The following is a 21,864-nucleotide window of genomic DNA, read 5'->3' on the forward strand; positions in this document are numbered from 1 at the left end:
CTCCTACGTCAGATACGCGAGTGCGGGATGGGCGCCGGTGTATCCGTCGACGAGACGGCGGGCGACGGTCACGGAGTCGACCAGGGGATGGAGGGCGAAGGCCTTGACGGCGGCCGCCCGTGACCCGCTGTCGGCCGCGGCCAGCACCTCACGTTCCACGGCCTTGACGGCGAGGACAAGGCCCGTGGCATGGGCGGGCAGCGGACTGACCGAGACCGGATGCGCGCCGTTCGCGTCGACGAAGCAGGGGACCTCGACGACGGCGTCCGCGTCCAGCACGGACAGGGTCGTCCGGTTGCGGACGTTGAGGATCAGCGTGGTGCGCTGGTTGTGCGCGATCGCGCGCATCAGTGCGAGCGCCACCTGCTCGTAGCCTCCCGACTCGAGATCGCTCGCGTCCCGCTCGCCGGCCCCCGCGGCCTCGCGGTTGTGCGCCATGTACGTCGCCTCGCGTTCGGCGCGCGTACGGTCCCAGGTCTCCAGCGCGGGGGCGTCCGGCCGCTCCATCTCCGCGTAGAAACGGGCCTGTTGCTCGTGCAGGAACGCACCGCGGGTCTGCTTCGCCTCCTGGTAGGCGCGCACCGCCTCGCGGTTGAAGTAGTAGTAGTGCAGATACTCGTTGGGGATGGCGCCGAGGGACTGGAGCCAGTCGGGGCCGAAGAGCTTGCCCTCCTCGAAGGAGCCGAGCAGCGCGGTGTCGGCGAGCAGCCGGGGCAGCTCGTCGCGGCCCTCGACGCGCAGTCCGCGCAGCCACCCGAGGTGGTTGAGGCCCACGTAGTCGATCCAGGCGCTGTCCGGGTCGGCGCCCAGGGCGCGCGCCACCCGTCGGCCGAGGCCCACCGGTGAGTCGCAGATGCCGATGACCCGGTCGCCCAGGTGACGGGCCATGGCCTCGGTGACCAGCCCCGCCGGGTTGGTGAAGTTGATGACCCAGGCGTCCGGCGCGAGTCTCGCGACCCGGCGCGCGATGTCGACGGCGACGGGAACCGTCCGCAGACCGTACGCGATGCCGCCGGCCCCGACGGTCTCCTGCCCGAGCACTCCCTCGGCCAGGGCGATGCGCTCATCGGCGGCGCGGCCCTCCAGCCCGCCCACGCGGATGGCGGAGAAGACGAAGTCGGCCCCGCGCAGCGCCTCGTCGAGGTCCGTGGTGACGGTGACCCGCGGTGCGTCGGGCACCCCGGCCGCCTGGTCGGCCAGGACCCGCGCGATGGCGGTGAGTCTGCCCGCGTCCAGGTCGTGCAGGACGACGTCGGTGACCCGGCCGGCGGCATGGTCGCCGAGCAGGGCGCCGTAGACGAGTGGCAGCCGGAAGCCGCCACCGCCGAGGATCGTGAGCCTCATACCTCCACCACCTTCACTCCTGCCTCGTCGAAGGCGGCGCCGGTCGCCGGGTCCGCGGGGGTGTTGGTCACCACGGTGTCGAGAGCGTCCGGGCCGCACACCCTGGCCATGCCGGTGCCGGGGAACTTGCCGGCGTCGGCGAGCAGGACCACCGCGTCGGCGGCCGCGATCATCGCCCGCTTGACCGGGACCTCGACGACGGTGGTGTCCATGACGTGGCCGTTCGGGCGGATGCCGCTCGTGCCGAGGAAGAGCCAGTCCGCGTGCAACTGGCGGAGATTGTCCTCGGTGAGGAAGCCGACCAGGGAGCGGTACTCCCGGCGGACCATGCCGCCGAGCAGTATCAGCTCGATGCCGGTGTCGTCGGCCAGCTCCTCGTACACCACCAGATTGCTGGTGATCACGGTGAGCCGGCGGCCCCGCAGCTGCCGGGCCAGCCGGTAGGCCGTGGTGCCGATGTCGAGGAGCACGGACTGTCCGTCCTCGACCATCGCGGCGGCGCGCACCGCTATGGCGTCCTTCTCCGGCACCCGGATCTCCGCGACCTCGGCGAAGGGCTGATCGCCCTCGTCCACGGCGGCCCCGCCGTGGACCCGCGTGAGCAGACCCTCCTCCTCCAGCTTGACCAGGTCCCGCCGGACGGTGGCGGCGCTCACACCCAGCTGCTCGGACAGGTCGGTTACGGCTGCGGGGCCGCCTGATCTCAGGGCCCGCAGGATGAGTTGATGTCGTCGCTCAGCCAGCACACCGGGCACGCTACTCGTCAATCTCAAGCATTTCCATGCATCTTCGTGCTCAACTCTTGCCAATTCTGTTCGTCGGGCGCACGATCCTGTGCACAGCTTGCAGGTCTTTGACGAGAGGGCGGGCGCGTGGACGAGGAGCCGAGGGCCGATGTCCTCCTGACCGGCCTGCTCTTCCACGACATCGTCCTCACCGGCCTCGGCAAGCCGCCCACGCCGGGGGAGGAGATCTGGACCCGCGGGATGGGCTGCGGCCCGGGCGGGATCGCCAACCTCGCCGTGGCGGCCGCCCGCCACGGACTCACCACCTCGCTCGCCACCGTCTTCGGTGACGACCTGTACGGCAGACAGCTCAGAGAGACCCTCGCCGGGCAGGAGGGCATCGACCTCACGAGCTCCCGCACGGCCGAGGGTTGGGACACACCGGTCACCGTCTCCCTCGCCCACGGCCACGACCGCGCCCTGGTCACCCACGGCACACCGCCCCCGTACACACAGGACCAGCTGCTGCCCGACCCGCCGCCCGCCCGCACCGCACTCGTGCATCTCGGCGCCGAACGCCAGGAGTGGCTCGGCAAGGCCGCCGCCTCCGGCACCCTGATCTTCGCCGACGTCGGCTGGGACCCCAGCGAACAGTGGTCCGGCGAGCTGCTGGACCAGCTCTCCCTCTGCCACGCCTTCCTGCCCAACGACACGGAGGCCATGAGTTACACCCGCACCGACACCCCGGCCGCCGCGCTCGGTGCGCTCGCCGAACTGACCCCCGTCGCCGTGATCACCCGCGGACGCGAGGGCGCGCTCGCCGTCGACCAGCTCACCGGGGAGTACGCCGAGGTCCCGGCCCTCGACATCGTTGCCATCGACGCCACCGGAGCCGGCGACGTGTTCGGGGCGAGCTTCGTCGCCGCGAGCCTCGGCGGCTGGCCCCTCGCCGACCGGCTGCGCTTCGCCACCCTCGCCGCCGGCCTCTCCGTCCAACGCCGCACCGGCGCGCTCGCCGCACCCGGCCTGCACGGCATCGCCCACTGGTGGCACACCACCGGCTCACGCACCCCCGGGCTCGCCCGCGACTACGCCTTCCTGGCCGACCGGCTGCCCGCCGACCCCGGCCCGGCCCCGCACGAGGCGCCCGTCACCCCCCGCTGACCATCCGTCCGGACACACCGACCCCGAAAGGCGGTAGGAGCAGTGCACCTCTCCCGAAGAGGGCTGCTGCGCGCAGGGCTGGCCACCACGGCCGCCGCCGCGCTCGGCTCCACCGCGGCAGGCTGCGCCGTCCCCCGCGGCTCCACCGGCCGCACCATGACCCTCTGGTACTGGTCCGGGGGACTGAGCGAGAAGGTCGTCGCCGACGCCGAGCGCCGCTTCACCGACGTGTCGCTGCGACCCGTCCAGATCGGCGGCTACTACCGCTCCAAGCTGATGACCACGATGACCGGGCAGGCGTACATCCCCGACATCGCGGGTCTGCGGGGGGAGGACATGGCGTCCTACCTCCCGAACGCCGACCAGTTCGTGGACCTGCGCACCCTCGGCGCCGAGAAGTTCAAGGACCAGTACCTGCCCTGGAAGTGGGACGCCGGCACCGCGCCCGACGGCAGCCTGATCGGCTTCCCGATCGACGCCGGTCCCGTCGGTCAGTTCTACCGCGCCGACACCTTCGAGGCGGCCGGACTGCCCACCGACCCCGCCGAGGTGTCCGCCCGGACCTCGACCTGGGAGGCGTACTTCGCGACGGGCGAGACACTGCAGAGGAAGATCAAGGGCGCGTACTGGGTCGTCGACATCATCGCCGTCTACAACTACGCGATCGGCCAGGGCACCCGGCGCTTCGTCGACGAGAACCGCCACTTCATCGGCGACGGGGAACATGTCCGCCGCGCCTGGGACCTGGCGCTCGAAGCACGCCGCCGGGGCCTCGTCTCCCCGATGCTCTCCGGCACCCCCGACGCGATCGCCGCCACCGAGAAGGGACTGCTGCCCGACCAGCTCGGCGCCTCCTGGGTCGGCGGCGACCTGAAGCTCAACCTGCCGAAGACCAAGGGGACATGGCGCGTGGCGCAGATGCCCGGCGGCCCCGCCAACGACGGCGGCTCGTTTTTGTCGATCACCCAGGCGTGCCGGGAGCGCGAGCAGGCCTTCGAGATCATCACCTGGCTCCTCGGGGCCGACAACCAGACGCGGGGCTTCGTCGACGCCGGCCTCTTCCCCTCGACCCCGGCGTCGTACCGGCAGAAGGCGATGCTCGACCCCGACCCCTTCTTCGGCGGCCAGCGCACGGTCGACGTCTTCGGACCGGCCGCCGAGAAGATCCCCGTCGCCTACAACAGCCCGTACGACGTGGCCCTCGGTCAGCCCATCAGGGACGAACTGACCCGTGTCTCGCAGGCGGGCAAGGATCCGAAGCGCGCCTGGAAGGACGCCATGAAGACCTGCCGCCGCATAGCCGACCACCTGGGGGTGAGCGTGTGACCACCGCACCCGCCCTCGACCGGGCGACCGCGAACCGGCCCGCCCCGCCCGAGCGGCCGCCGCGCTCCAAGGCCCGCTCGGTGCTCCGGCACTGGCGGCTGTACGCCGCGATATCGCCGTTCTACCTGATCTTCCTGGCGTTCGGCCTGATCCCCGTCGGCTTCTCGCTGTACCTCTCGTTCCACCGCTGGGACGGCCTCGGCTCCATGGAGTTCGCCGGCCTCGCCCAGTACCGCTATCTGCTCTCCGACACACAGTTCTGGAACGCGCTGGGCAACACCCTCGTGATCTGGGCGATGGCGACCTTCCCCATGCTCTTCCTGGCGCTGCTCGTCGCGGTGATGATCAACTCCGCGAAGCGGCTGACGAGTTTCTACCGCTTCGCCTTCTTCGTGCCGAACGTCACCTCCGTCGTGGCCGTCGCCATCGTCTTCGGCTCGGTCTTCTCCACCAACTTCGGTCTCGTCAACGCCGTACTCCAGGGACTGGGCCTGGACCCGGTCGCCTGGCTCCAGACACCGTGGAGCATCAAGGTCTCCATCGCCGCCCTGATGAGCTGGCAGTGGGTCGGCTACAACGCGATCATCTTCCTCGCGGGCCTGCAGACCATCCCCGGCGAGCTGTACGAGGCGGCCCGGGTCGACGGCGCGAACCCCGTGCAGACCTTCTTCCGGATCACCGTCCCGCTGATGCGCCCCGTCATCCTCTTCACCCTCGTCGTCTCCACCATCACCGGGCTCCAGTCCTTCTCCGAGCCGCAGGTGCTGCTGTCCACGACGTCCAACACCTCGACGTTCGCGGGCGGTCCCGACAACGCGGGCCAGACGATGGTCCTCTACTTCTTCCAGCAGAGCTTCGACAACAACGACTTCGGCTACGGGGCCGCCGTCGCCTGGGGCATCTTCCTCGTCGTCGTCATCTTCTCGATCGTCAACTGGCGCCTGGTCGCGCGCAGGGAAAAGTAGGAGGGGCCCGCCGTGCACCGTGACAAGGCCGTCAAGGGCGCCCGTGCCCCGGGAGTCGCCCTCCACGGATCGCTCCTCATCGGCGTGATCCTCTCGCTGCTGCCGTTCTACTGGGCGATCGTCATGTCGACGCACACGTCCAGCGAGATCTTCCAGTACCCGCCGAAACTGCTGCCCGGTTCGCACTTCGGCGAGAACGTCCGCAACCTCTTCGACAACATCGACTTCTTCGGCTCGATGCTCAACTCGCTGATCGTCGCCGGGTCCGTGACCGTGCTCGTGCTGTTCTTCGACTCGCTGGCAGCCTTCGTCTTCGCGAAGTTCGCCTTCCCCGGCCGCCGGGTGCTGTTCGTGCTGATGATGGGCATCTTCATGGTGCCGGCCCAGCTCCAGGCCATCCCGCAGTTCGTCATCATGGCGAAGCTGGGCTGGATCGGGTCCCTGACCGCACTCGTCGTCCCCGCCGCGGCCAACGCCTTCGGGATCTTCTGGATGCGCCAGTACATGAGGGGAGCGATCCACGACGAACTGATGGACGCCTCCCGGCTCGACGGCTGCGGATTCCTGCGCCAGTACTGGCACGTGGCACTGCCGGTGGTGCGGCCCGGACTCGCCTTCCTCGGCATCTTCACCTTCATGTCACAGTGGAACGACTACGCGTGGCCGCTGATCTCCCTCATCAATCCCGACAACGTGACCCTCCAGGTCGCCCTGTCCCAGCTCAACAGCGTGCACGGCAACACCGACTACGGCATGGTCATGGCCGGTGCGGTCCTCGCGCTGATCCCGCTGCTCATCATCTTCCTGATCGGTGCCCGACAGATGATCGCCGACCTGGCCAAGGGAGCCATCCGCTGATGCTGCCGCTCCGTCCGTGGGAATCGCCCGAGATCACCTCCTGGCGCCGGCTGCCGATGCACGCCGTGGACCGCCGCCCCGGCAGCATCTGCCTCGACGGCATCTGGCGCTTCCAGTTGCTGCCCGCGCCCGACGCCCCGCTCGCCGACCACTGGTCGTCCCTGGAGGTGCCCGGCGTCTGGACCATGCAGGACGCGGGGGCGCCCGATCTGCCCCACTACACCAATGTGACGATGCCCTGGCCGCACCATCCGCCCGCATCGCCCGCGGCCGACCCCACCGGTGTCCACGAGCGCGACATCGACATTCCCGCCGACTGGGCGGGCCGCAGGATCGTCCTCCAGGTCGGCGCCGCCGAGAGCGTGCTGATCGTCGAGGTCGACGGGCAGGCCGTCGGCATCGGCAAGGACTCCCATCTGGCGAGCGAGTTCGACCTCACCGACGTGGTGCGTCCCGGAGAGCGCAGCACCCTGCGCCTCACCGTCGTGAAGTGGTCCGACAGCTCCCACATCGAGGACCAGGACCAGTGGTGGCACGGCGGCATCACCCGATCCGTCCTGCTCTACGCCACCGATCCGCTGCACCTCGCCGATGTCGCCGTACGGGCCGGCCGCGACGGTGCGCTGCGGATCGACTGCAAGGTGCGCCTGGCCGGCGGAGCGCTCCCGCCGGGCTGGTTCGTCAGCGGCGAGCTGGAGGGCTGGGGCGAACTCGCCCAGGACACCGCCTTCGACGCGGCGATGCGGGACGACGAGCGCGTCTCGGAGTTCCTCGGAGAGGCCCGGCTGAGCGCCACGGTCACCGGCGTACGGCCGTGGTCGGCCGAGACACCCGCGCTCCACCGGCTGACCGTGCGGCTCCACCGGGCCGACGGCACCGTCGCCGACCGCTCGCGGCACCGCATCGGCTTCCGTGACATCGAGATCCGCGGCCGGGACCTGCTCGTCAACGGCGAGCGCGTGTTCATCCGCGGAGTCAACCGGCACGACTTCCATCCGCTCACCGGCCGCACCCTCACCGTGGAGGAGATGCGCGCCGACCTGGCGACGGTGAAGCGCTTCGGCTTCAACGCCGTGCGCACCTCCCACTACCCGAACGACCCCGCGCTGCTCGACCTCGCCGACGAACTCGGCCTGTACGTCGTGGACGAGGCCGACATCGAGAGCCACGATCACGCCCACGAGATCGCCGACGACCCGCGCTATCTGCCCGCCTTCGTCGACCGCGTCTCCCGCATGGTGCTGCGCGACAGGAACCACCCGAGTGTCGTCGTCTGGTCGCTCGGCAACGAGAGCGACTACGGCGCGAACCACGACGCCGCCGCCGGCTGGCTGCGCCGCCATGACCCGACGCGCCCCCTCCAGTACGAGGGTGCCGCGAAGACGGACTGGTCGTCGACGCGGATCGCGAGCGACATCGTCTGCCCCATGTACGCCTCCCTCGACGAGATCGTCGCGCACGCGCGCTCCGGCACCCAGACCAAGCCGCTGATCCTCTGCGAGTACTCGCACGCCATGGGCAACAGCAACGGCACTCTCGCCGACCACTGGGCCGCCATCGAGTCCACGCCCGGTCTCCAGGGCGGCTTCATCTGGGAGCTGTGGGACCACGGCATCCTCCAGCGGCTGTCCGACGGCCGGCCCGCCGGACGGGCCGGGGCCGGCGCCTACGCGGACGGCGTGGCGGGGGAGGGCCACCGCTGGGCGTACGGCGGCGACTTCGGTGACACTCCGAACGACGGCGCGTTCTGCGCGGACGGGCTGCTCTTCCCCGACCGCACGCCGAAGCCGGCGATGTACGAGCACCGCGAACTGGCCGCGCCCGTAAGGCTGTCGTACGACGGCCGGACGGTCACCGTCCACAACCACCAGCACTTCAGGGACCTGTCGTGGCTGACGGGCGAGTGGCTGCTGTCCTGCGAGGACGGGGGAGAGACCACCGCCCCGGCGGCGCTGCCGGCCCTGCCGCCCGGCGGCTGTGCCGAACTCCCCGTGCCGGCCGAACTGACGACCGCGCTGCCCGCCGACGGCGGGGAGACCTGGCTGACGCTGCGGGTCACCACGGCAGAAGACGAACCCTGGGCGGCGCGCGGCACCGAGATCTGCACACCGCAGATCCGGCTGCGCGAGCGCGGGACCGTACCGTTCGACACCACCCCAGCCCCTGGTCGTGCCGAGGTCGACGACGACGGACTTCTTCTGCACCCGTTGCTCACCGCGCCGCCCGTTCTGAACCTGTGGCGTGCGCCGACCGACAACGATCTGCTCGGCGGAGCCGCGGACCTGTGGCGCGAACTCGGCCTGGACGCCCCGGTCCGCAAGCCGCTGTCGGTGAGCCGTGAGGGCGCCAAGGTGTCGGTGCGCTCGGCGTACGACACCGGCGCCGGGACCGTCGTGCACGAGCAGATCCTCACGCCGGTCCCGGACGGACTGCTCATCGAGGAGAGGGCGGTGCTGCCGGACGGCCTCTCGGATGTCGCCCGCGTCGGCTCGGTCTTCGAGACGGTCGCCGGGCTGGACCGGATCGAGTGGTACGGGCAGGGCCCCTGGGAGTCCTACCCCGACCGCCGCGCGGCTCCCGTCGGGTGGTACGGAGCGGACATCGACGCGCTGTTCACCCCGTATCTGCGGCCCCAGGAGAGCGGCGGCCGCCATGGCGTCCGCGGCTTCGCCCTGCGGCCCGCGGACGGCGGACCGGGCCTCGCGGTCCGGCTGGACAGCCCACGGCAGGTGGGAGTGGGGCGCTACCGGGACCAGGATCTCGCCCAAGCCGCCCACCACGACGAGCTCGTGCCACGCCCGTGCCCCGTGGTCCGCATCGACGCGGCCCACCGCGGACTCGGCACCGCCTCCTGCGGGCCCGACACCCTGCCGCCGTATCTCGTGGGGGCCGGCACCTACACCTGGTCGTGGGTGCTGCGGTCGCTGTGACGCGCGCTCGTGCGGCGCGCCAGTCCGGGATAGTCCACGACGAATCCGTCCGCGTCGAACTCCACGTCGCGGCGGAAGTCCTCCGAGACGAACCGGACGCGCGCGCCGTGCTCCGCGGGGCCGAGGTGCGTGTAGGTCTGCGGGGAGGCGTGCACGGTGAGATCGGGCACCGACACCCACGCCATCACCAGGCTCTGCTCACCCGCGGAGGTGTGCAGTCCATGGCGCAGCACCGGCATCGTGTTGGTGAGCGGACACAGCGCCAGATCACAGTCGAGCGCGCCGTCGAGCCCGGGCAGCGGCTCTCCGTTCGCCTGCCACGCGCCGCCGCCGTCCCGTCGCAGCCGCAGCGCGCGCACCCCGTCGGCCGACTCGACCGTCACCCGCAGCTCGCGGGTCACGAAGCCCGCGTCGGTCTCCAGCTCGTAGGAGACCCAGTACGGCTCGGGCACCATGCCGACGGCGCGGCCCCGCGCCCGCAGATCCGCATGCCCGAGATCCACCCACGCCGTCTCGTATCCGCGGCTCTGGGTGACTTCCCATGTGAGAACGTGCGACGTGACCATGGACACAGATTATTGGTGTCGTGGGAGGTCCGGGCGCCGCCGCAGCGCCGATCTTTGTCTCAAACCCCTACGTAAGGGCGGCCGGACTTGCGTTCGAGGGTGGCCCGCATGGTGGGATGAGCCGATGCGACCCCCCACACGCATATCGACGCATTCGCGAAATCCGTACGAGGAACTCGCTCAACTGGCAGATCCGGAGCCCGACTACACCGACTACGTTCCGAGGGATCCGCTGGAGCTCGGACTGCGGTCCGACACGGACGACGAGGACGACTGGCAGCCGCCCAACCACCGCGGCAGGAGCCGCTTCGCAGCGCTGCCCGCCCTGGTGAAGCTGGTCCTGGTCACGGGTCTGTTCGCCGTCTGTCTGCTGCTCGCCGACCGGCTCGCCGAGTCGTACGCGCAGAGCAAGGCCGCCGACAAGCTACAGAAATCGCTCGGTCTCGCCACCCGGCCGGACGTGGACATCCACGGCTTCCCGTTCCTCACCCAGGTGCTCGGCGACCGCGTCGACCGTGTCGACGTCACCGTCCCGGACGTCTCGGCGGACCGTGTCTCGCTGGCCGAGGTACGGGCCAGCGTGCGAGACGTCCGCATCGTCGGCGACGCTCCCACCTCGATCCAGGGTGCGGTCATCGGCCGTCTCGACGGCGAGGTCCTGCTCTCCTTCGACGATCTCAATCGCGAACTCGGTGCCTCCCAGCTGACGTTCACCGGCAGCGGCGACGACGCCGTCCGGGTCAACGGTGAACTCGCCGTCGCCGGACAGGATCTGAGCGTCCGGGCGCATGCCCGTCTCACCCGCGACAACGGCCGCGCCCTCACCACCACCATCGACGGCATGCAGCTCGACATCCCGGGCGTCGCCGTCTACCGGCCGGGCAAGGACCCCGAACACTCCGGCCTGCGGCTGCACCGCGAGACGGCCGACCTCATCAGCCGCGAGGCCGCCCGCGCCAAGGCGCTGCTCTCCGTGCCGGCGATCGTCGAACGACTCGGCGTCAGCGACGCGCAGGTGCGCCGGGCGCTGGCGAGCGAGAAGGAACTGAACCGGCTGACGGGCGCCCCGAAATTCGCCGAGCAGTTGATGAAGGTCAACCTCGTCGACGTGGTGGTCGCCCACCCGGAACTCCTGGAAAAGGTCGGCATCGACCCCGCCCTGATCAAGGGCCTGCTCGCGCTGAGGCCCCCGGAGCTGTCGGAACGGCTCTCTCTGTCCTTCGAACTGCCCTCGTCGCTGCGTGAGTTGCGACTTCAGGACATCAGGGTGGAGAAGGAGGGCATCACGGCGCGGGTGGTCGGCTCGGGAATCAAGGTCGGGGAGACGGGCGGCGCGAAGGCGTCGGGTCGGTGAGGTGAGGCGGAGGGGGGCGTGAGCCTTCCGCCGCGCGGCGCTGTTGCCGCGTGCCCGAGACCGCCGGGCCGGCGCCCGCGCCCGGGACAGGTGCTGCGGGCTCGTGCCCGCCCGCCCGCGACCGCCTCTGCGGGCCGGCGCCCGGGACCACTCTTCCGGCCGCGTGCCGGGGCCACCGCGCCGGCACGCGCCCGCGACTCCGGCTTGGGCTCCGGGACCACTCTTCCGGCCGCGTGCCGGGGTCGCCGCGCGGGCTCGCGCCCGCGGCCGGTGCTGCGGGCTCGCGCTCGGGGCCACCGCATCCGCCGGTGCTCGCCGCTCCCGCGGTGGGCGGGCGCCCGCGCCGGACGACGCCGTTCTGAGCCCGCGCGCGACACAAGTCCTCGGCTCTGTACGGGGACCACTGCTCCGAGGCCGCACCGGGAACCGCCCAGGGCTCGCGCCCGAGACCGGCGCTGCGCGCTCGTGCCCGCCCGCGACTGCCTCTCCCGGCCGGCGCCCGGGACCGACGCCCCGGTTGTGGTTCCCGCGACCACCGCGGGCGCGGGGACCACAACCGGGAGGCCCTGCCTGGGACCCCTGTTCCGGGCTGACGCTCGACACCAATGCTGCGGCTCGCGCCCGCGGCCACCATGGGCAGGTGCCCGCCGCCGCTGTCGCTCCGCCGTCCGAGGGCAACGCTCCGGGTCGGCGCCCGGGACAGGTGTTGCGGGCTCGTGCCCGCCCACGACCGCCTCTCCGCGCCGCCGCCCGTGGCCACGTCCACCGCGCGTGCGGGGACCACAACCGGGAGCCGTGCCTGGGACCACTGTTCCGGGCTGACGCTCGGCGGCGCCCATGCTCGCGCCCACGACCACCTCACGGCGACCGGACACCACTGGGCCCGGCGGTCGAGACGGCCGCACCGGCTCGGCGACCGGGATCACCGCACCCGCCCTCGGTCGACCACCGCTCCGGGCCCGGCGCACGGGACCAACCGCCTCCCCGCCCCGCGAATACCCCCGGCCCGCCGTCCGCGACCCCCGCTTGCCGCGTGCAAGCGACTGCGGCCCGGCGCGCGCCGGGGAGCCCTACGCCTGCGGCTTCCAGAACGCGTCCAGAATGCGTTCCGCCGCCAGCGTCGCCGTCAGCTGCCCTTCCCGGACCTGCTGTTCGAGATCGGGCGCGAGTGCCCGTACCTCGGGATGCGCGCGCAGGCGGTCGCGCAGGCCGTCGTGGACCATCGTCCATGCCCAGTCGATCTGCTGGGAACGGCGCTTCGCCGCGAGGCGCCCCGTGGAGTCCAGCAGCGAGCGGTGCTGCTCGATCCGCTCCCACACCGTGTCCAGGCCCGTGCCCTCGCGCGCACTGCAGGACAGCACCGGGGGAGTCCACGCCGCGTCGGCGGGGTGCATCAGTCGCAGCGCGCCCGCGAGTTCACGTGCCGCGGAGCGGGCGTCCCGCTCGTGCGGTCCGTCGGCCTTGTTCACCGTGATCACGTCGGCCAGCTCCAGCACACCCTTCTTGATGCCCTGGAGCTGGTCGCCGGTGCGCGCCAGGGTGAGCAGCAGGAAGGTGTCCACCATGTTGGCCACGGCCGTCTCCGACTGGCCCACGCCGACCGTCTCGACCAGCACCACGTCGTAGCCCGCCGCCTCCATCACGATCATGGTCTCGCGCGTCGCCTTGGCGACACCGCCGAGCGTGCCCGACGTGGGGGAGGGACGTACGAACGCCGCAGGGTCCGTCGACAGGCGCTCCATCCGCGTCTTGTCGCCGAGGATGGAGCCGCCGGTACGGCTGGACGACGGGTCGACGGCGAGGACCGCGACCCGGTGGCCCAGCCCGGTCAGCAGCGTGCCGAGCGCGTCGATGAAGGTGGACTTGCCGACCCCGGGCACCCCGCTGATCCCCACCCGCCGGGCCGAACCGGCGTACGGCAGCAGCTCGGTGAGCAGTTGCTGCGCCAGCGTCCGGTGATCGGCGCGGGTGGACTCCACGAGCGTGACGGCGCGCGCGATGTACGCGCGCGACCCCTCACGTACGCCCTTGACGTAACTGTCGATGTCGATCGTCGGTGGCATGAGCTCACAACTCGTGGCCGAGCGCGGCGCCCAGCGTCTTCACCAGGTCCTGCGCGGCGTCGGGGATCACCGTGCCGGGCGGGAACACGGCTGCCGCGCCCGCCTCCAGCAGGGTCGGGACGTCCTGGGGAGGGATCACCCCGCCCACCACGATCATGATGTCCTCGCGGCCCTCCGCGGCCAGTTCCTCCCGCAGCGCGGGCACCAGCGTCAGATGCCCCGCGGCGAGCGAGGAGACACCGACGATGTGGACGTCCGCCTCCACCGCCTGGCGCGCGACCTCGGCCGGCGTCTGGAACAGCGGGCCCACGTCCACGTCGAAGCCGAGGTCGGCGAAGGCCGTCGCGATCACCTTCTGGCCGCGGTCGTGCCCGTCCTGGCCCATCTTGGCCACCAGGATGCGCGGGCGACGGCCCTCGGCCTCCTCGAACTCCTCGACCAGCGTCCGGGTCCGCTCCACCGCCGGTGACGTCCCGGCCTCGTTTCGGTACACACCGGAGATCGTACGGATCTGTCCCGAGTGGCGCCCGTAGACCTTCTCCAGGGCGTCGGAGATCTCGCCGACGGTCGCCATGGCACGCGCCGCGTCGACCGCCAGGGCCAGCAGATTGCCCTCCAGGCCCGCGCCCGGACCGGACTCGGCGGCCGCGGTGAGCGCCCGCAGCGCGTCCTGGCAGGCGCCCTCGTCGCGCTCCGCGCGCAGCCGCCGCAGTTTCTCCACCTGCTGGGTGCGCACCGAGGAGTTGTCGACCTTGAGGACGTCGATCTCCTCGTCGGTCTCGACGCGGTACTTGTTGACGCCGATGACCGGCTGGCGTCCCGAGTCGATACGGGCCTGTGTACGGGCGGCCGCTTCCTCGACGCGCAGCTTGGGGATGCCCGCGTCGATGGCCTGCGCCATGCCGCCGGCCGCCTCGACCTCCTCGATGTGCTGCCAGGCCCGCCGGGCGAGGTCGTGCGTGAGCTTCTCGACGTACGCGCTGCCGCCCCAGGGGTCGATGACCCGGCAGGTCCCGGACTCCTGCTGGAGCAGGAGCTGGGTGTTGCGGGCGATGCGCGCGGAGAAGTCGGTCGGCAGCGCCAGCGCCTCGTCGAGCGCGTTGGTGTGCAGCGACTGCGTGTGTCCCTGGGTGGCCGCCATGGCCTCGACACAGGTACGCGTGACGTTGTTGAAGACGTCCTGCGCCGTCAGCGACCAGCCCGAGGTCTGGCAATGGGTGCGCAGCGACAGCGACTTGGCGTTCTTCGGGTCGAACGTCTTGACCAGCTTCGCCCACAGCAGGCGCGCCGCCCGCAGTTTGGCGACCTCCATGAAGAAGTTCATGCCGATCGCCCAGAAGAACGACAGCCGGGGTGCGAAGGCGTCCACGTCGAGACCGGCGCCGATACCCGCGCGCAGGTACTCCATGCCGTCGGCGAGGGTGTACGCCAGCTCCAGGTCGGCCGTGGCCCCGGCTTCCTGGATGTGATAGCCCGAGATCGAGATGGAGTTGTACCGCGGCATCTTCTGCGAGGTGTACGCGAAGATGTCCGAGATGATCCGCATCGAGGGCCCGGGCGGATAGATGTAGGTGTTGCGGACCATGAACTCCTTGAGGATGTCGTTCTGAATGGTCCCGGCCAGCTTCTCGGGCGGTACGCCCTGTTCCTCGGCGGCCACGATGTAGAGCGCCAGAACGGGCAGCACGGCACCGTTCATGGTCATCGACACGCTCATCCTGTCCAGCGGGATGCCGTCGAACAGCTGGCGCATGTCGTAGATCGAGTCGATGGCCACACCGGCCATGCCGACGTCGCCCGTCACCCGTGGGTGGTCGCTGTCGTAACCGCGGTGGGTCGGCAGGTCGAAGGCGACCGACAGACCCTTCTGCCCGGCGGCGAGATTGCGCCGGTAGAAGGCGTTGGACTCCTCCGCGGTGGAGAACCCGGCGTACTGACGGATCGTCCACGGCTGGTTGACGTACATCGTCGGGTACGGGCCGCGCAGATACGGCGCGACGCCCGGGTAGGTGCCGAGGAAGTCCAGCCCCGCCAGATCCCCGCCGGTGTAGAGCGGCTTGACGGGAATGCCCTCGGGGGTGTCCCACACCAGGTCGGTGTCGCCCTTGCCGGTCGACTCCTTGACCGCCGTACGCCACTGGTCCTCGGAGACCTGCGACGTGCCGCCGGCCCCGAGTTCGATCTCCGTGAAGTCCGGGATCCGCATCACGCCACTCCGATCCGGTCGAGGACGGAGGTGAGGACGGTGATCGCGTCGCCGCCCGCGACGACGAACTCGTCGACCCCGGCCCGTTCGTACGTCTCACGCTGGTCGCCGGGACGTCCGGCGAGAAGGACAAGCCGCGCGCCGGCAGCCTTGAGCGCCTCGGCCACCGGCACCGCGTGCTCGGCGTAGAGGCTGTCGCTGGAGCAGACGCAGGCGATCTGCGCACCGCCGGCGGCGAACGCCCCGGCGGCCGTGGCCGCGTCGACCGAGACCGGGTCGTGGACCGGTTCGATGCCGCCCGCCTGGAAGAGGTTGGCGGCGAAGCTCACCCGCGCGGTGTGGGCGGCCGCCGGGCCGATGGCCGCGACGAAGACACGCGGCCGGGCGCCGGTGGCGGCCAGATGCGCGTCCGAGCGGGCCCGCAGCGCCTCGAACGCCTCGTCGCGGCGCACGGTGGGAAGTCCGCCGGAGGGCGCGGCGGGCGCCGGGTCGCGCTCCACCGGTGCCTGGGCGAGCAGGGGGAACTCGCTGACGCCCGTGACCGGTTCGCGCCGCTTGGCCAGCGAGGCGCTGCGGCTCTCCCAGGTCGCGCCGATGCGTTCGGCCACCAGGCCGGAGCGCAGTGCGGCGGGCAGCCCGCCGGCCCGCTCGATCTCCTGGAACCAGGCCCAGGCGGCCTGCGCGACCTCGTCGGTGAGCTGCTCCACGTACCAGGAGCCGCCCGCCGGGTCGATCACGCGGCCCACGTGCGACTCCTCGACGAGGATGGTCGAGGTGTTGCGCGCGATACGGCGGGCGAACGCGTCGGGGAGGCCGAGCGCGTGGTCGAAGGGGAGCACGGTCACCGCGTCGGCGCCGCCGACCCCCGCGGCGAGCGAGGCGACCGTGGTGCGCAGCATGTTCACCCACGGGTCCCGCCGGGTCATCATCACCGGCGACGTCACCGCGTGCTGGCGCTGTGCACCCGCGGAACCGGCACCGCACGCCTCGGCGACGCGCGCCCACACCCGGCGCGCCGCGCGGAGCTTGGCGACGGTGAGGAACTGGTCGGCGGTGGCCGCGTACCGGAACTCCAGCTGGCCGCAGGCGGCTTCGACGGAGAGCCCGGCGGCGGTGAGGTCACGCAGCAGGGCGACACCGGTCGCCAGCGAGCAGCCGAGTTCCTGCGCGGCGGACGCGCCGGCCCCGTGGTACGGCAGCGCGTCGACGGTCAGGGCGCGCAGCCCCGGCCGGGTCGTGTGGCACAGCCGGGCGAGTTCGACGGCCGCGGCGGTGTGCCCGGCGAGGTCGTCGTACGCACCGGTGCGCGCGGCATGCCCCAGGGGGTCGGCGCCGAGGTTGCCCAGCGCGGCCTCGGGAGCGAGTCCGCGCTCCTCGTGGATGCGCAGCAACTCCCGTGCCGCCGCGTCGAATTCGCCACCGGCGTCGAGTACGACGGGAGCGAGGTCGAGGTAGACGTCCTTCAGGGCCGTCGCCATGCCCGAGACCGGGACACCGGCCGGCCCGACGGTGAGCCAGAGGGAGGTGACCCCGTTCTCCAGGTCCGCCAGGACGGCCTCGTTCGTACGCTCCGGATCAGGGCGGTCGTGCCGCTGGCGCACGTCCCAGCCGGACACCGCGCCGCCCTCGGGCCTGCCGCCCCGGGTGAAGGGGGCGAATCCGGGAAGGCCGGCGCTGTCGTACGCGCCGTCGCCCGCGGTGTACAGAGGACGGGTGGAGATCCCGTCCTCGATGGCTGTGGACAGCGCGTCCTCTGCCGCCGTGTCCGCGGTGTCCTTGCCTGCCTTGCGCAGCACGCCGGCGACCAGTTGCTGCCACTGCTCGTGGGTGGCATCCGGGAATTCGGCGGCCAGTGAGAACCCGTCATCGGGGAGGACCGTCATGCTCAGATGCTAGGTCAAGCACACAACTGTGCAGCAGAGGAGAAGGCTGTGACCTTGCACTCTCCCGGTCGCTCTTGATCCTTCCCGGGCGATGCCCTATTTCCGCGGGCCGTTCGACGTGCGGGAACGTCCGTGCCGCGTGCGCCTCGTGTCGGGTCGGCGGCCGAGCCGGGGAGGAGTACGACGCGCCGCGGACCGGGGGACAGCCGGGTGCGCGGGTCCGGCGGCGGCCGTAGCGTGGACAGCACAGTCACAGGAAGGCGGAAGCCCGCTATGACCGGTGAGATCTCCTTCTTCGAACTGGGTGTCGGCGACCCCGCCCAGGCCCGTGCGTTCTACGGCGGACTCTTCGGCTGGTCCTTCGAGGAGGGCACGACGGAGGGCGGCGGCTACGCCATCCGCACCCCGGACGTCCCGGGCGGTGTGCACGGCAGTGACCCCGGCGCCGGTCCGTACCTCTTCTTCCGCGTCGACGACATGCGGACCGCTCTGGCGCGGGTCGCCGAACTCGGGGGCACCGTCGACGACTTCGACGTCGGCGGGGACGAGGAGACGGTGGCCCGCTTCGGCCGGTTCACGTTCTGCCACGACGATCAGGGATCGCCCTTCGGGCTGCACGAGCCCCCGAAGGGCGAGCCTGCCTGACGGGCCCGTCGGGGACGCTGCCCTGCCGCCGGGGTCCGTCGCCCGGAGCCTCCCGCCCCACGCTCGGACCCGTCGCCCTCCCGTACGGCCGCTCAGCCGATCGGCACCGGCAGCGGCACCACGTCGTACGCGAGGTCGATGACATCGCCGGTGGCCGGGTCACCCAGCTCCACGCGCCAGCGGCCGGCGAACTGGTCCACGCCGTCGCGCATCGGGATCGTGCCCGAGATCAGCACCGTGCCCGGAATCAGATCGCCGCGCCCGCGCAGCACGTCCGCCCAGTAGGCCGGCGTCAGCAGCTCCGCCAGCGTGCCGTTCTGGATGAGGAGCTCGTCGCCGTCGTGGGTCACCCAGGCACGCAGGGTCAGCGTGTCGAGCCGGTCCTCGACATCGGCCAGCCGCCAGGCACGCCGGGCGAGGACATCGGGGCCCGCGTTCTTGCTCCAGGCCACGCCGTGCACCTCCAGCTCGCGGTCGGTGTGGTCGCAGGCGGCGGTCAGCAGCAGCTCACCGTCACGGTCGACGACGAGAGCCCACTCCGCCTCACCGGAGGTGCGTCCGTGCTGCGCGCCCACCTGTCCCGTCTGCTGGGCCAGGTAGGGGGAGACCGGGTACAGCGCCGGGGTCGTCGAGGGGGCGGGCACGCCCAGCTCGGCGAGCTCGGCCACATGGGCCGCCACATCGTCCTGGCTGCGGCCGGCGTATCCGGCGTTGAGCACCTGGACGACGTCGACCTCCCGGGTCGATCCGTCGGGAAGTTCGAAGCTCAGCAGGGCCATGATCTCTCCATACCGGGGGAAGCGAAGCGGATGAATGTGCGCCAGGGGGTTGCGCATACGACCTGTATACAAGAAGTATGCCGGAAGGTCGACATCACGCCCTCGCACAAGGACGGAAACCGTGAAGCGCACCAGCACCAGCATCGACAAGCCCCGGGGCGGCGGGTCGGCGGTCCGCCGCGCCTTCTTCGCCAGCCTCACCGGTACCGCCCTGGAGTGGTACGACTTCGCCATCTACTCCGCGGCGGCGGCCCTGGTCTTCGGCGACCTCTTCTTCCCGTCGGGTGACCCCACGACCGGAACGCTGCTGGCCTTCTCCACCTACGCGGTCGGCTATGTCTCCCGTCCGCTCGGCGGCTTCGTCTTCGGCCGGCTCGGAGACGTGATCGGCCGCAAGAAGGTCCTGATCGCCACCCTCGTCCTGATCGGCGCCGCGACCCTGCTGATCGGTCTCCTGCCGACGTACGCCACGATCGGCGTGACGGCCCCGATCGTGCTGGTGCTGCTGCGCTTCGCCCAGGGTGTCGGTGTCGGCGGTGAGTGGGGCGGCGCCGTACTGCTGTCCAGCGAGTTCGGCGATCCGCGCAAGCGCGGGTTCTACGCCTCGGCCGCCCAGATCGGCCCGCCCGCCGGAAACCTGCTGGCCAACGGTGTGCTCGCCGCCCTCGGCGTGCTGCTCACCGAGGACCAGTTCCTGTCCTGGGGCTGGCGCGTGGCGTTCCTGCTCTCCGGAGTGCTGGTCGGCTTCGGTCTGTGGATCCGGGCCAAGCTGGAGGAGACGCCGGTCTTCAAGGCGATGGAGGCCGAGCAGACCCGCCCGGAGGCGCCCATCAAGGAGGTCTTCGCGACCCATCCCCGCGCCCTGGCCGCGGCGATCCTCAGCCGCGTCGCCCCCGATGTGCTCTACGCGCTGTTCACCGTCTTCGTGCTGACCTACGCGACCGGCGAACTCGGCATGTCCCGCGGCTCCGCCCTCGCGGCCGTCCTCATCGGCTCCTCGCTCCAGGTCGCCCTGATCCCGCTCGCCGGAGCGCTCTCGGACCGCGTCAACCGCCGTCTGGTGTACGGAGTGTCCGCCGCGGCCGCCGGTGTCTGGCCGTTCCTCTTCTTCCCCATGATCGGCGGCGGCAGCTGGCCGCTGCTCGTGGTCGGAGTGGTCGTCGCGCTCGCGCTCCACTCGCTGATGTACGGTCCGCAGGCGGCCTTCATCGCCGAGCAGTTCACCCCCCGGCTCCGCTACACCGGCTCCTCGCTCGCGTACACCCTGGCCGGCGTGATCGGTGGTGCCGTGGCGCCCCTGCTGTTCACCGCGCTGCTCGACGCCTACGACAGCTGGATCCCGCTGGCTCTGTACGTCGCGGTGACCGCCGCCGTGACCGTCACCGGACTCCTCCTCGGCCGCGACGGCACGGACGACGAGGACACGCCGAGGGCCGTGGAGCACACGCAGCCGGCCATCGGCTCGCGGGCCACGACCACCGCCGGCTGATCTCAGCACTCCGGAAAGGACCTCCATGCGCATCGCCCTGAGCCAGATCACCACCGGCCCCGACCCGGCACGGAACCTCGCCGTCCTGCGGGAACAGGCTCACCGCGCGGCGGAGGCCGGCGCACGTGCCGTCGTCTTCCCCGAGGCCGCGATGGCCTGCTTCGGAACCCGCCTCGGCCCGGTCGCCGAACCGCTCGACGGCCCGTGGGCCACCGAGGTCCGGCGGATCGCCGAGGAGGCCGGACTCGTGGTGGTCGCCGGCATGTTCACCCCGGCCGCCGACGGAAAGGTGACCAACACGCTGCTGGCCACGGGCCCCGGCGTCGAGGCGGCCTACGACAAGATCCATCTGTACGACGCCTTCGGCTTCGCCGAGTCCGACACCGTCGCCGCCGGGTCGGAGGTGGTCACGATCGACGTCGACGGCGTCCGCGTCGGACTGGCCACCTGCTACGACGTCCGATTCCCCGAACTGTTCCGGGCGCACGCCGACGCCGGAGCCGTGCTCACCCTGCTGCCCGCGTCCTGGGGAGCCGGTCCCGGCAAGCGTGACCAGTGGGAACTGCTCACCCGCGCCCGGGCGCTCGACGCCACCCTGTGGGTCGCGGCCGTCGGCCAGGCGGACCCGGTGGCGTCCGGCGGGACGGTGACCTCGAAGGCGCCGACCGGGATCGGCCACAGCGCGGTCGTCGGCCCGGACGGGACCGTACGGCAGCGGCTCGACGCGGGACCGGGTCTGCTGGTGGCGGACATCGACCCCGACGAGGTCGCGGCGGTACGCCGGGCCATTCCGGTCCTGGCCAACCGCAGACTGCGCGCCTGACGCCGGTCGGGTGGGAGCGGGGTCCGGACCTTCGGGATCGGGCCCCGCACGCACGGTCTAGCCCGCGAGGAGCACCTTGAGCGTCGTCTCCAGGTGGGTGTCGATCGCGGCGCACGCCGCCTCGGCGTCACCGGAAGCGATCGCCGAGAGGATCGCCCGGTGCTCCTCCAGCACCGCGGCCTGGCGGCCGTGCTGGTTGAACAGGGCCACCACGCCCGCCCGGATCTGCCGGCTGCGCAGCCCGTCGTAGTGCCGGTCCAGCAGCGTGTTGCCCACCGCCGAGACGATCGTGGCGTGGAAGAGATGGTCGACGGCGATGAAGTCCCGGGCCTGGTCGGGCGTGCTCAGCGTCCGCTGGCGCTCCAGGATGTCGGTCAGCTCCCGCATCGGAGTGCCGCCGCGCGAGATGAGCTGCTCGGCCGCGTACCGCTCGACGATCCCGCGCAGTTCCATCAGTTCGGTGATCTCACGGCCCGTCAGCGGCACGACCTGTGCGCCGCGCTTGGGCACCAGTCGCACCAGGTCCTCGGCGGCGAGCAGCAGCAGCGCCTCCCGGATGGGAGTGCGGGAGACCCCGATGCGGTCGGCGAGGTCCTGCTCCGAGAGGAAGGTGCCCTGCATGTCGGGATCGGTGAGGACATGGTCCTTCAGATACGCGTACGCCTTGTCCCGGCCCGACGCCACGGCTACCCCCACTTGGTTGCATACAACGGGTATACCGAAATTACCACGGGCTCCGTGGTC

At 71.5% G+C, this 21,864-nt stretch carries 17 protein-coding genes; 9 read left to right on the forward strand and 8 right to left on the reverse strand.

Annotation, left to right across the window (positions count from 1 at the left end; genetic code table 11):
- Positions 1 to 3: 3 nt before the first annotated feature.
- Both ACFWU3_RS27935 and ACFWU3_RS27940 read right to left on the reverse strand, forming a co-directional pair.
- Complete coding sequence (locus ACFWU3_RS27935; RefSeq protein WP_384443192.1) at positions 4 to 1,344, reverse strand: 6-phospho-beta-glucosidase; 1,341 nt, start codon at positions 1,342 to 1,344, stop codon at positions 4 to 6.
- On the reverse strand, positions 1,341 to 2,267 hold the full coding sequence (locus ACFWU3_RS27940; RefSeq protein ID WP_384443195.1) for a DeoR/GlpR family DNA-binding transcription regulator: 927 nt from the start codon (positions 2,265 to 2,267) through the stop codon (positions 1,341 to 1,343). Before ACFWU3_RS27940 ends, ACFWU3_RS27935 begins: the two co-directional genes overlap by 4 nt.
- On the opposite strand from ACFWU3_RS27940, the gene ACFWU3_RS27945 reads away from it, so the two are divergent.
- From ACFWU3_RS27945 to ACFWU3_RS27965, 5 genes are read left to right on the forward strand one after another with little or no spacing between them, the layout of a single operon-like run.
- Entirely contained in the window at positions 2,217 to 3,233 is a 1,017-nt protein-coding gene (locus tag ACFWU3_RS27945; protein ID WP_384443198.1) for a PfkB family carbohydrate kinase, read from the forward strand. The genes ACFWU3_RS27940 and ACFWU3_RS27945 overlap by 51 nt on opposite strands.
- A 42-nt stretch (positions 3,234 to 3,275) precedes the next feature.
- The gene (locus tag ACFWU3_RS27950; RefSeq protein ID WP_384443201.1) at positions 3,276 to 4,559 is read left to right on the forward strand and encodes an ABC transporter substrate-binding protein; all 1,284 of its coding nucleotides are present in this window, start codon (positions 3,276 to 3,278) and stop codon (positions 4,557 to 4,559) included.
- Positions 4,556 to 5,524, forward strand: a complete 969-nt coding sequence (locus ACFWU3_RS27955; RefSeq protein ID WP_384443204.1) for a carbohydrate ABC transporter permease — start codon at positions 4,556 to 4,558, stop codon at positions 5,522 to 5,524. The genes ACFWU3_RS27950 and ACFWU3_RS27955 overlap by 4 nt, the downstream gene beginning before the upstream one ends.
- A 12-nt stretch (positions 5,525 to 5,536) precedes the next feature.
- A complete protein-coding gene (locus tag ACFWU3_RS27960) occupies positions 5,537 to 6,382 on the forward strand; it encodes a carbohydrate ABC transporter permease (RefSeq protein ID WP_384443207.1) in 846 nt (281 codons plus the stop codon).
- Positions 6,382 to 9,312 (forward strand): glycoside hydrolase family 2 TIM barrel-domain containing protein, encoded by a 2,931-nt coding sequence (locus tag ACFWU3_RS27965; protein WP_384443210.1) that lies wholly within the window; start codon positions 6,382 to 6,384, stop codon positions 9,310 to 9,312. The genes ACFWU3_RS27960 and ACFWU3_RS27965 overlap by 1 nt, the downstream gene beginning before the upstream one ends.
- On the opposite strand, the gene ACFWU3_RS27970 is transcribed toward ACFWU3_RS27965, so the two are convergent.
- Positions 9,279 to 9,878: a putative glycolipid-binding domain-containing protein gene (locus tag ACFWU3_RS27970; RefSeq protein WP_384443213.1), complete on the reverse strand. Its 600-nt coding sequence runs from the start codon at positions 9,876 to 9,878 to the stop codon at positions 9,279 to 9,281. The two genes, ACFWU3_RS27965 and ACFWU3_RS27970, sit on opposite strands and share 34 nt — an antisense overlap.
- A gap of 124 nt (positions 9,879 to 10,002) precedes the next feature.
- Between ACFWU3_RS27970 and ACFWU3_RS27975 the strand changes: the two genes are divergently transcribed.
- A complete protein-coding gene (locus tag ACFWU3_RS27975) occupies positions 10,003 to 11,232 on the forward strand; it encodes a DUF2993 domain-containing protein (protein WP_384443216.1) in 1,230 nt (409 codons plus the stop codon).
- Between the two features lie 1,070 nt (positions 11,233 to 12,302).
- On the opposite strand, the gene meaB is transcribed toward ACFWU3_RS27975, so the two are convergent.
- From meaB to ACFWU3_RS27990, 3 genes are read right to left on the reverse strand one after another with little or no spacing between them, the layout of a single operon-like run.
- Positions 12,303 to 13,295: a methylmalonyl Co-A mutase-associated GTPase MeaB gene (meaB, locus tag ACFWU3_RS27980; RefSeq protein WP_384443218.1), complete on the reverse strand. Its 993-nt coding sequence runs from the start codon at positions 13,293 to 13,295 to the stop codon at positions 12,303 to 12,305.
- A gap of 4 nt (positions 13,296 to 13,299) precedes the next feature.
- A complete protein-coding gene (gene scpA / locus ACFWU3_RS27985; RefSeq protein WP_384443221.1) occupies positions 13,300 to 15,501 on the reverse strand; it encodes a methylmalonyl-CoA mutase in 2,202 nt (733 codons plus the stop codon).
- The gene (locus ACFWU3_RS27990; RefSeq protein ID WP_384443224.1) at positions 15,501 to 17,384 is read right to left on the reverse strand and encodes a methylmalonyl-CoA mutase family protein; all 1,884 of its coding nucleotides are present in this window, start codon (positions 17,382 to 17,384) and stop codon (positions 15,501 to 15,503) included. The genes scpA and ACFWU3_RS27990 overlap by 1 nt, the downstream gene beginning before the upstream one ends.
- Before the next feature lie 273 nt (positions 17,385 to 17,657).
- Between ACFWU3_RS27990 and ACFWU3_RS27995 the strand changes: the two genes are divergently transcribed.
- The gene (locus tag ACFWU3_RS27995; RefSeq protein ID WP_328859813.1) at positions 17,658 to 18,029 is read left to right on the forward strand and encodes a VOC family protein; all 372 of its coding nucleotides are present in this window, start codon (positions 17,658 to 17,660) and stop codon (positions 18,027 to 18,029) included.
- Positions 18,030 to 18,121: 92 nt separating this feature from the next.
- Here ACFWU3_RS27995 and ACFWU3_RS28000 read toward each other — a convergent pair whose 3' ends face one another.
- Complete coding sequence (locus ACFWU3_RS28000) at positions 18,122 to 18,808, reverse strand: DUF2848 domain-containing protein (protein ID WP_384443227.1); 687 nt, start codon at positions 18,806 to 18,808, stop codon at positions 18,122 to 18,124.
- Between the two features lie 121 nt (positions 18,809 to 18,929).
- On the opposite strand from ACFWU3_RS28000, the gene ACFWU3_RS28005 reads away from it, so the two are divergent.
- Positions 18,930 to 20,297, forward strand: coding sequence for an MFS transporter (locus tag ACFWU3_RS28005; RefSeq protein ID WP_384443230.1), 1,368 nt, complete (start codon positions 18,930 to 18,932; stop codon positions 20,295 to 20,297).
- Between the two features lie 25 nt (positions 20,298 to 20,322).
- Complete coding sequence (locus ACFWU3_RS28010; RefSeq protein ID WP_384443233.1) at positions 20,323 to 21,120, forward strand: carbon-nitrogen hydrolase family protein; 798 nt, start codon at positions 20,323 to 20,325, stop codon at positions 21,118 to 21,120.
- Between the two features lie 57 nt (positions 21,121 to 21,177).
- On the opposite strand, the gene ACFWU3_RS28015 is transcribed toward ACFWU3_RS28010, so the two are convergent.
- Positions 21,178 to 21,804, reverse strand: coding sequence for a GntR family transcriptional regulator (locus tag ACFWU3_RS28015; protein ID WP_384443274.1), 627 nt, complete (start codon positions 21,802 to 21,804; stop codon positions 21,178 to 21,180).
- Positions 21,805 to 21,864 lie beyond the last annotated feature (60 nt).

Origin of the sequence: Streptomyces sp. NPDC058685, from assembly GCF_042714725.1 — a bacterium.
In the GTDB taxonomy this organism is placed as follows: Bacteria; Actinomycetota; Actinomycetes; order Streptomycetales; family Streptomycetaceae; genus Streptomyces.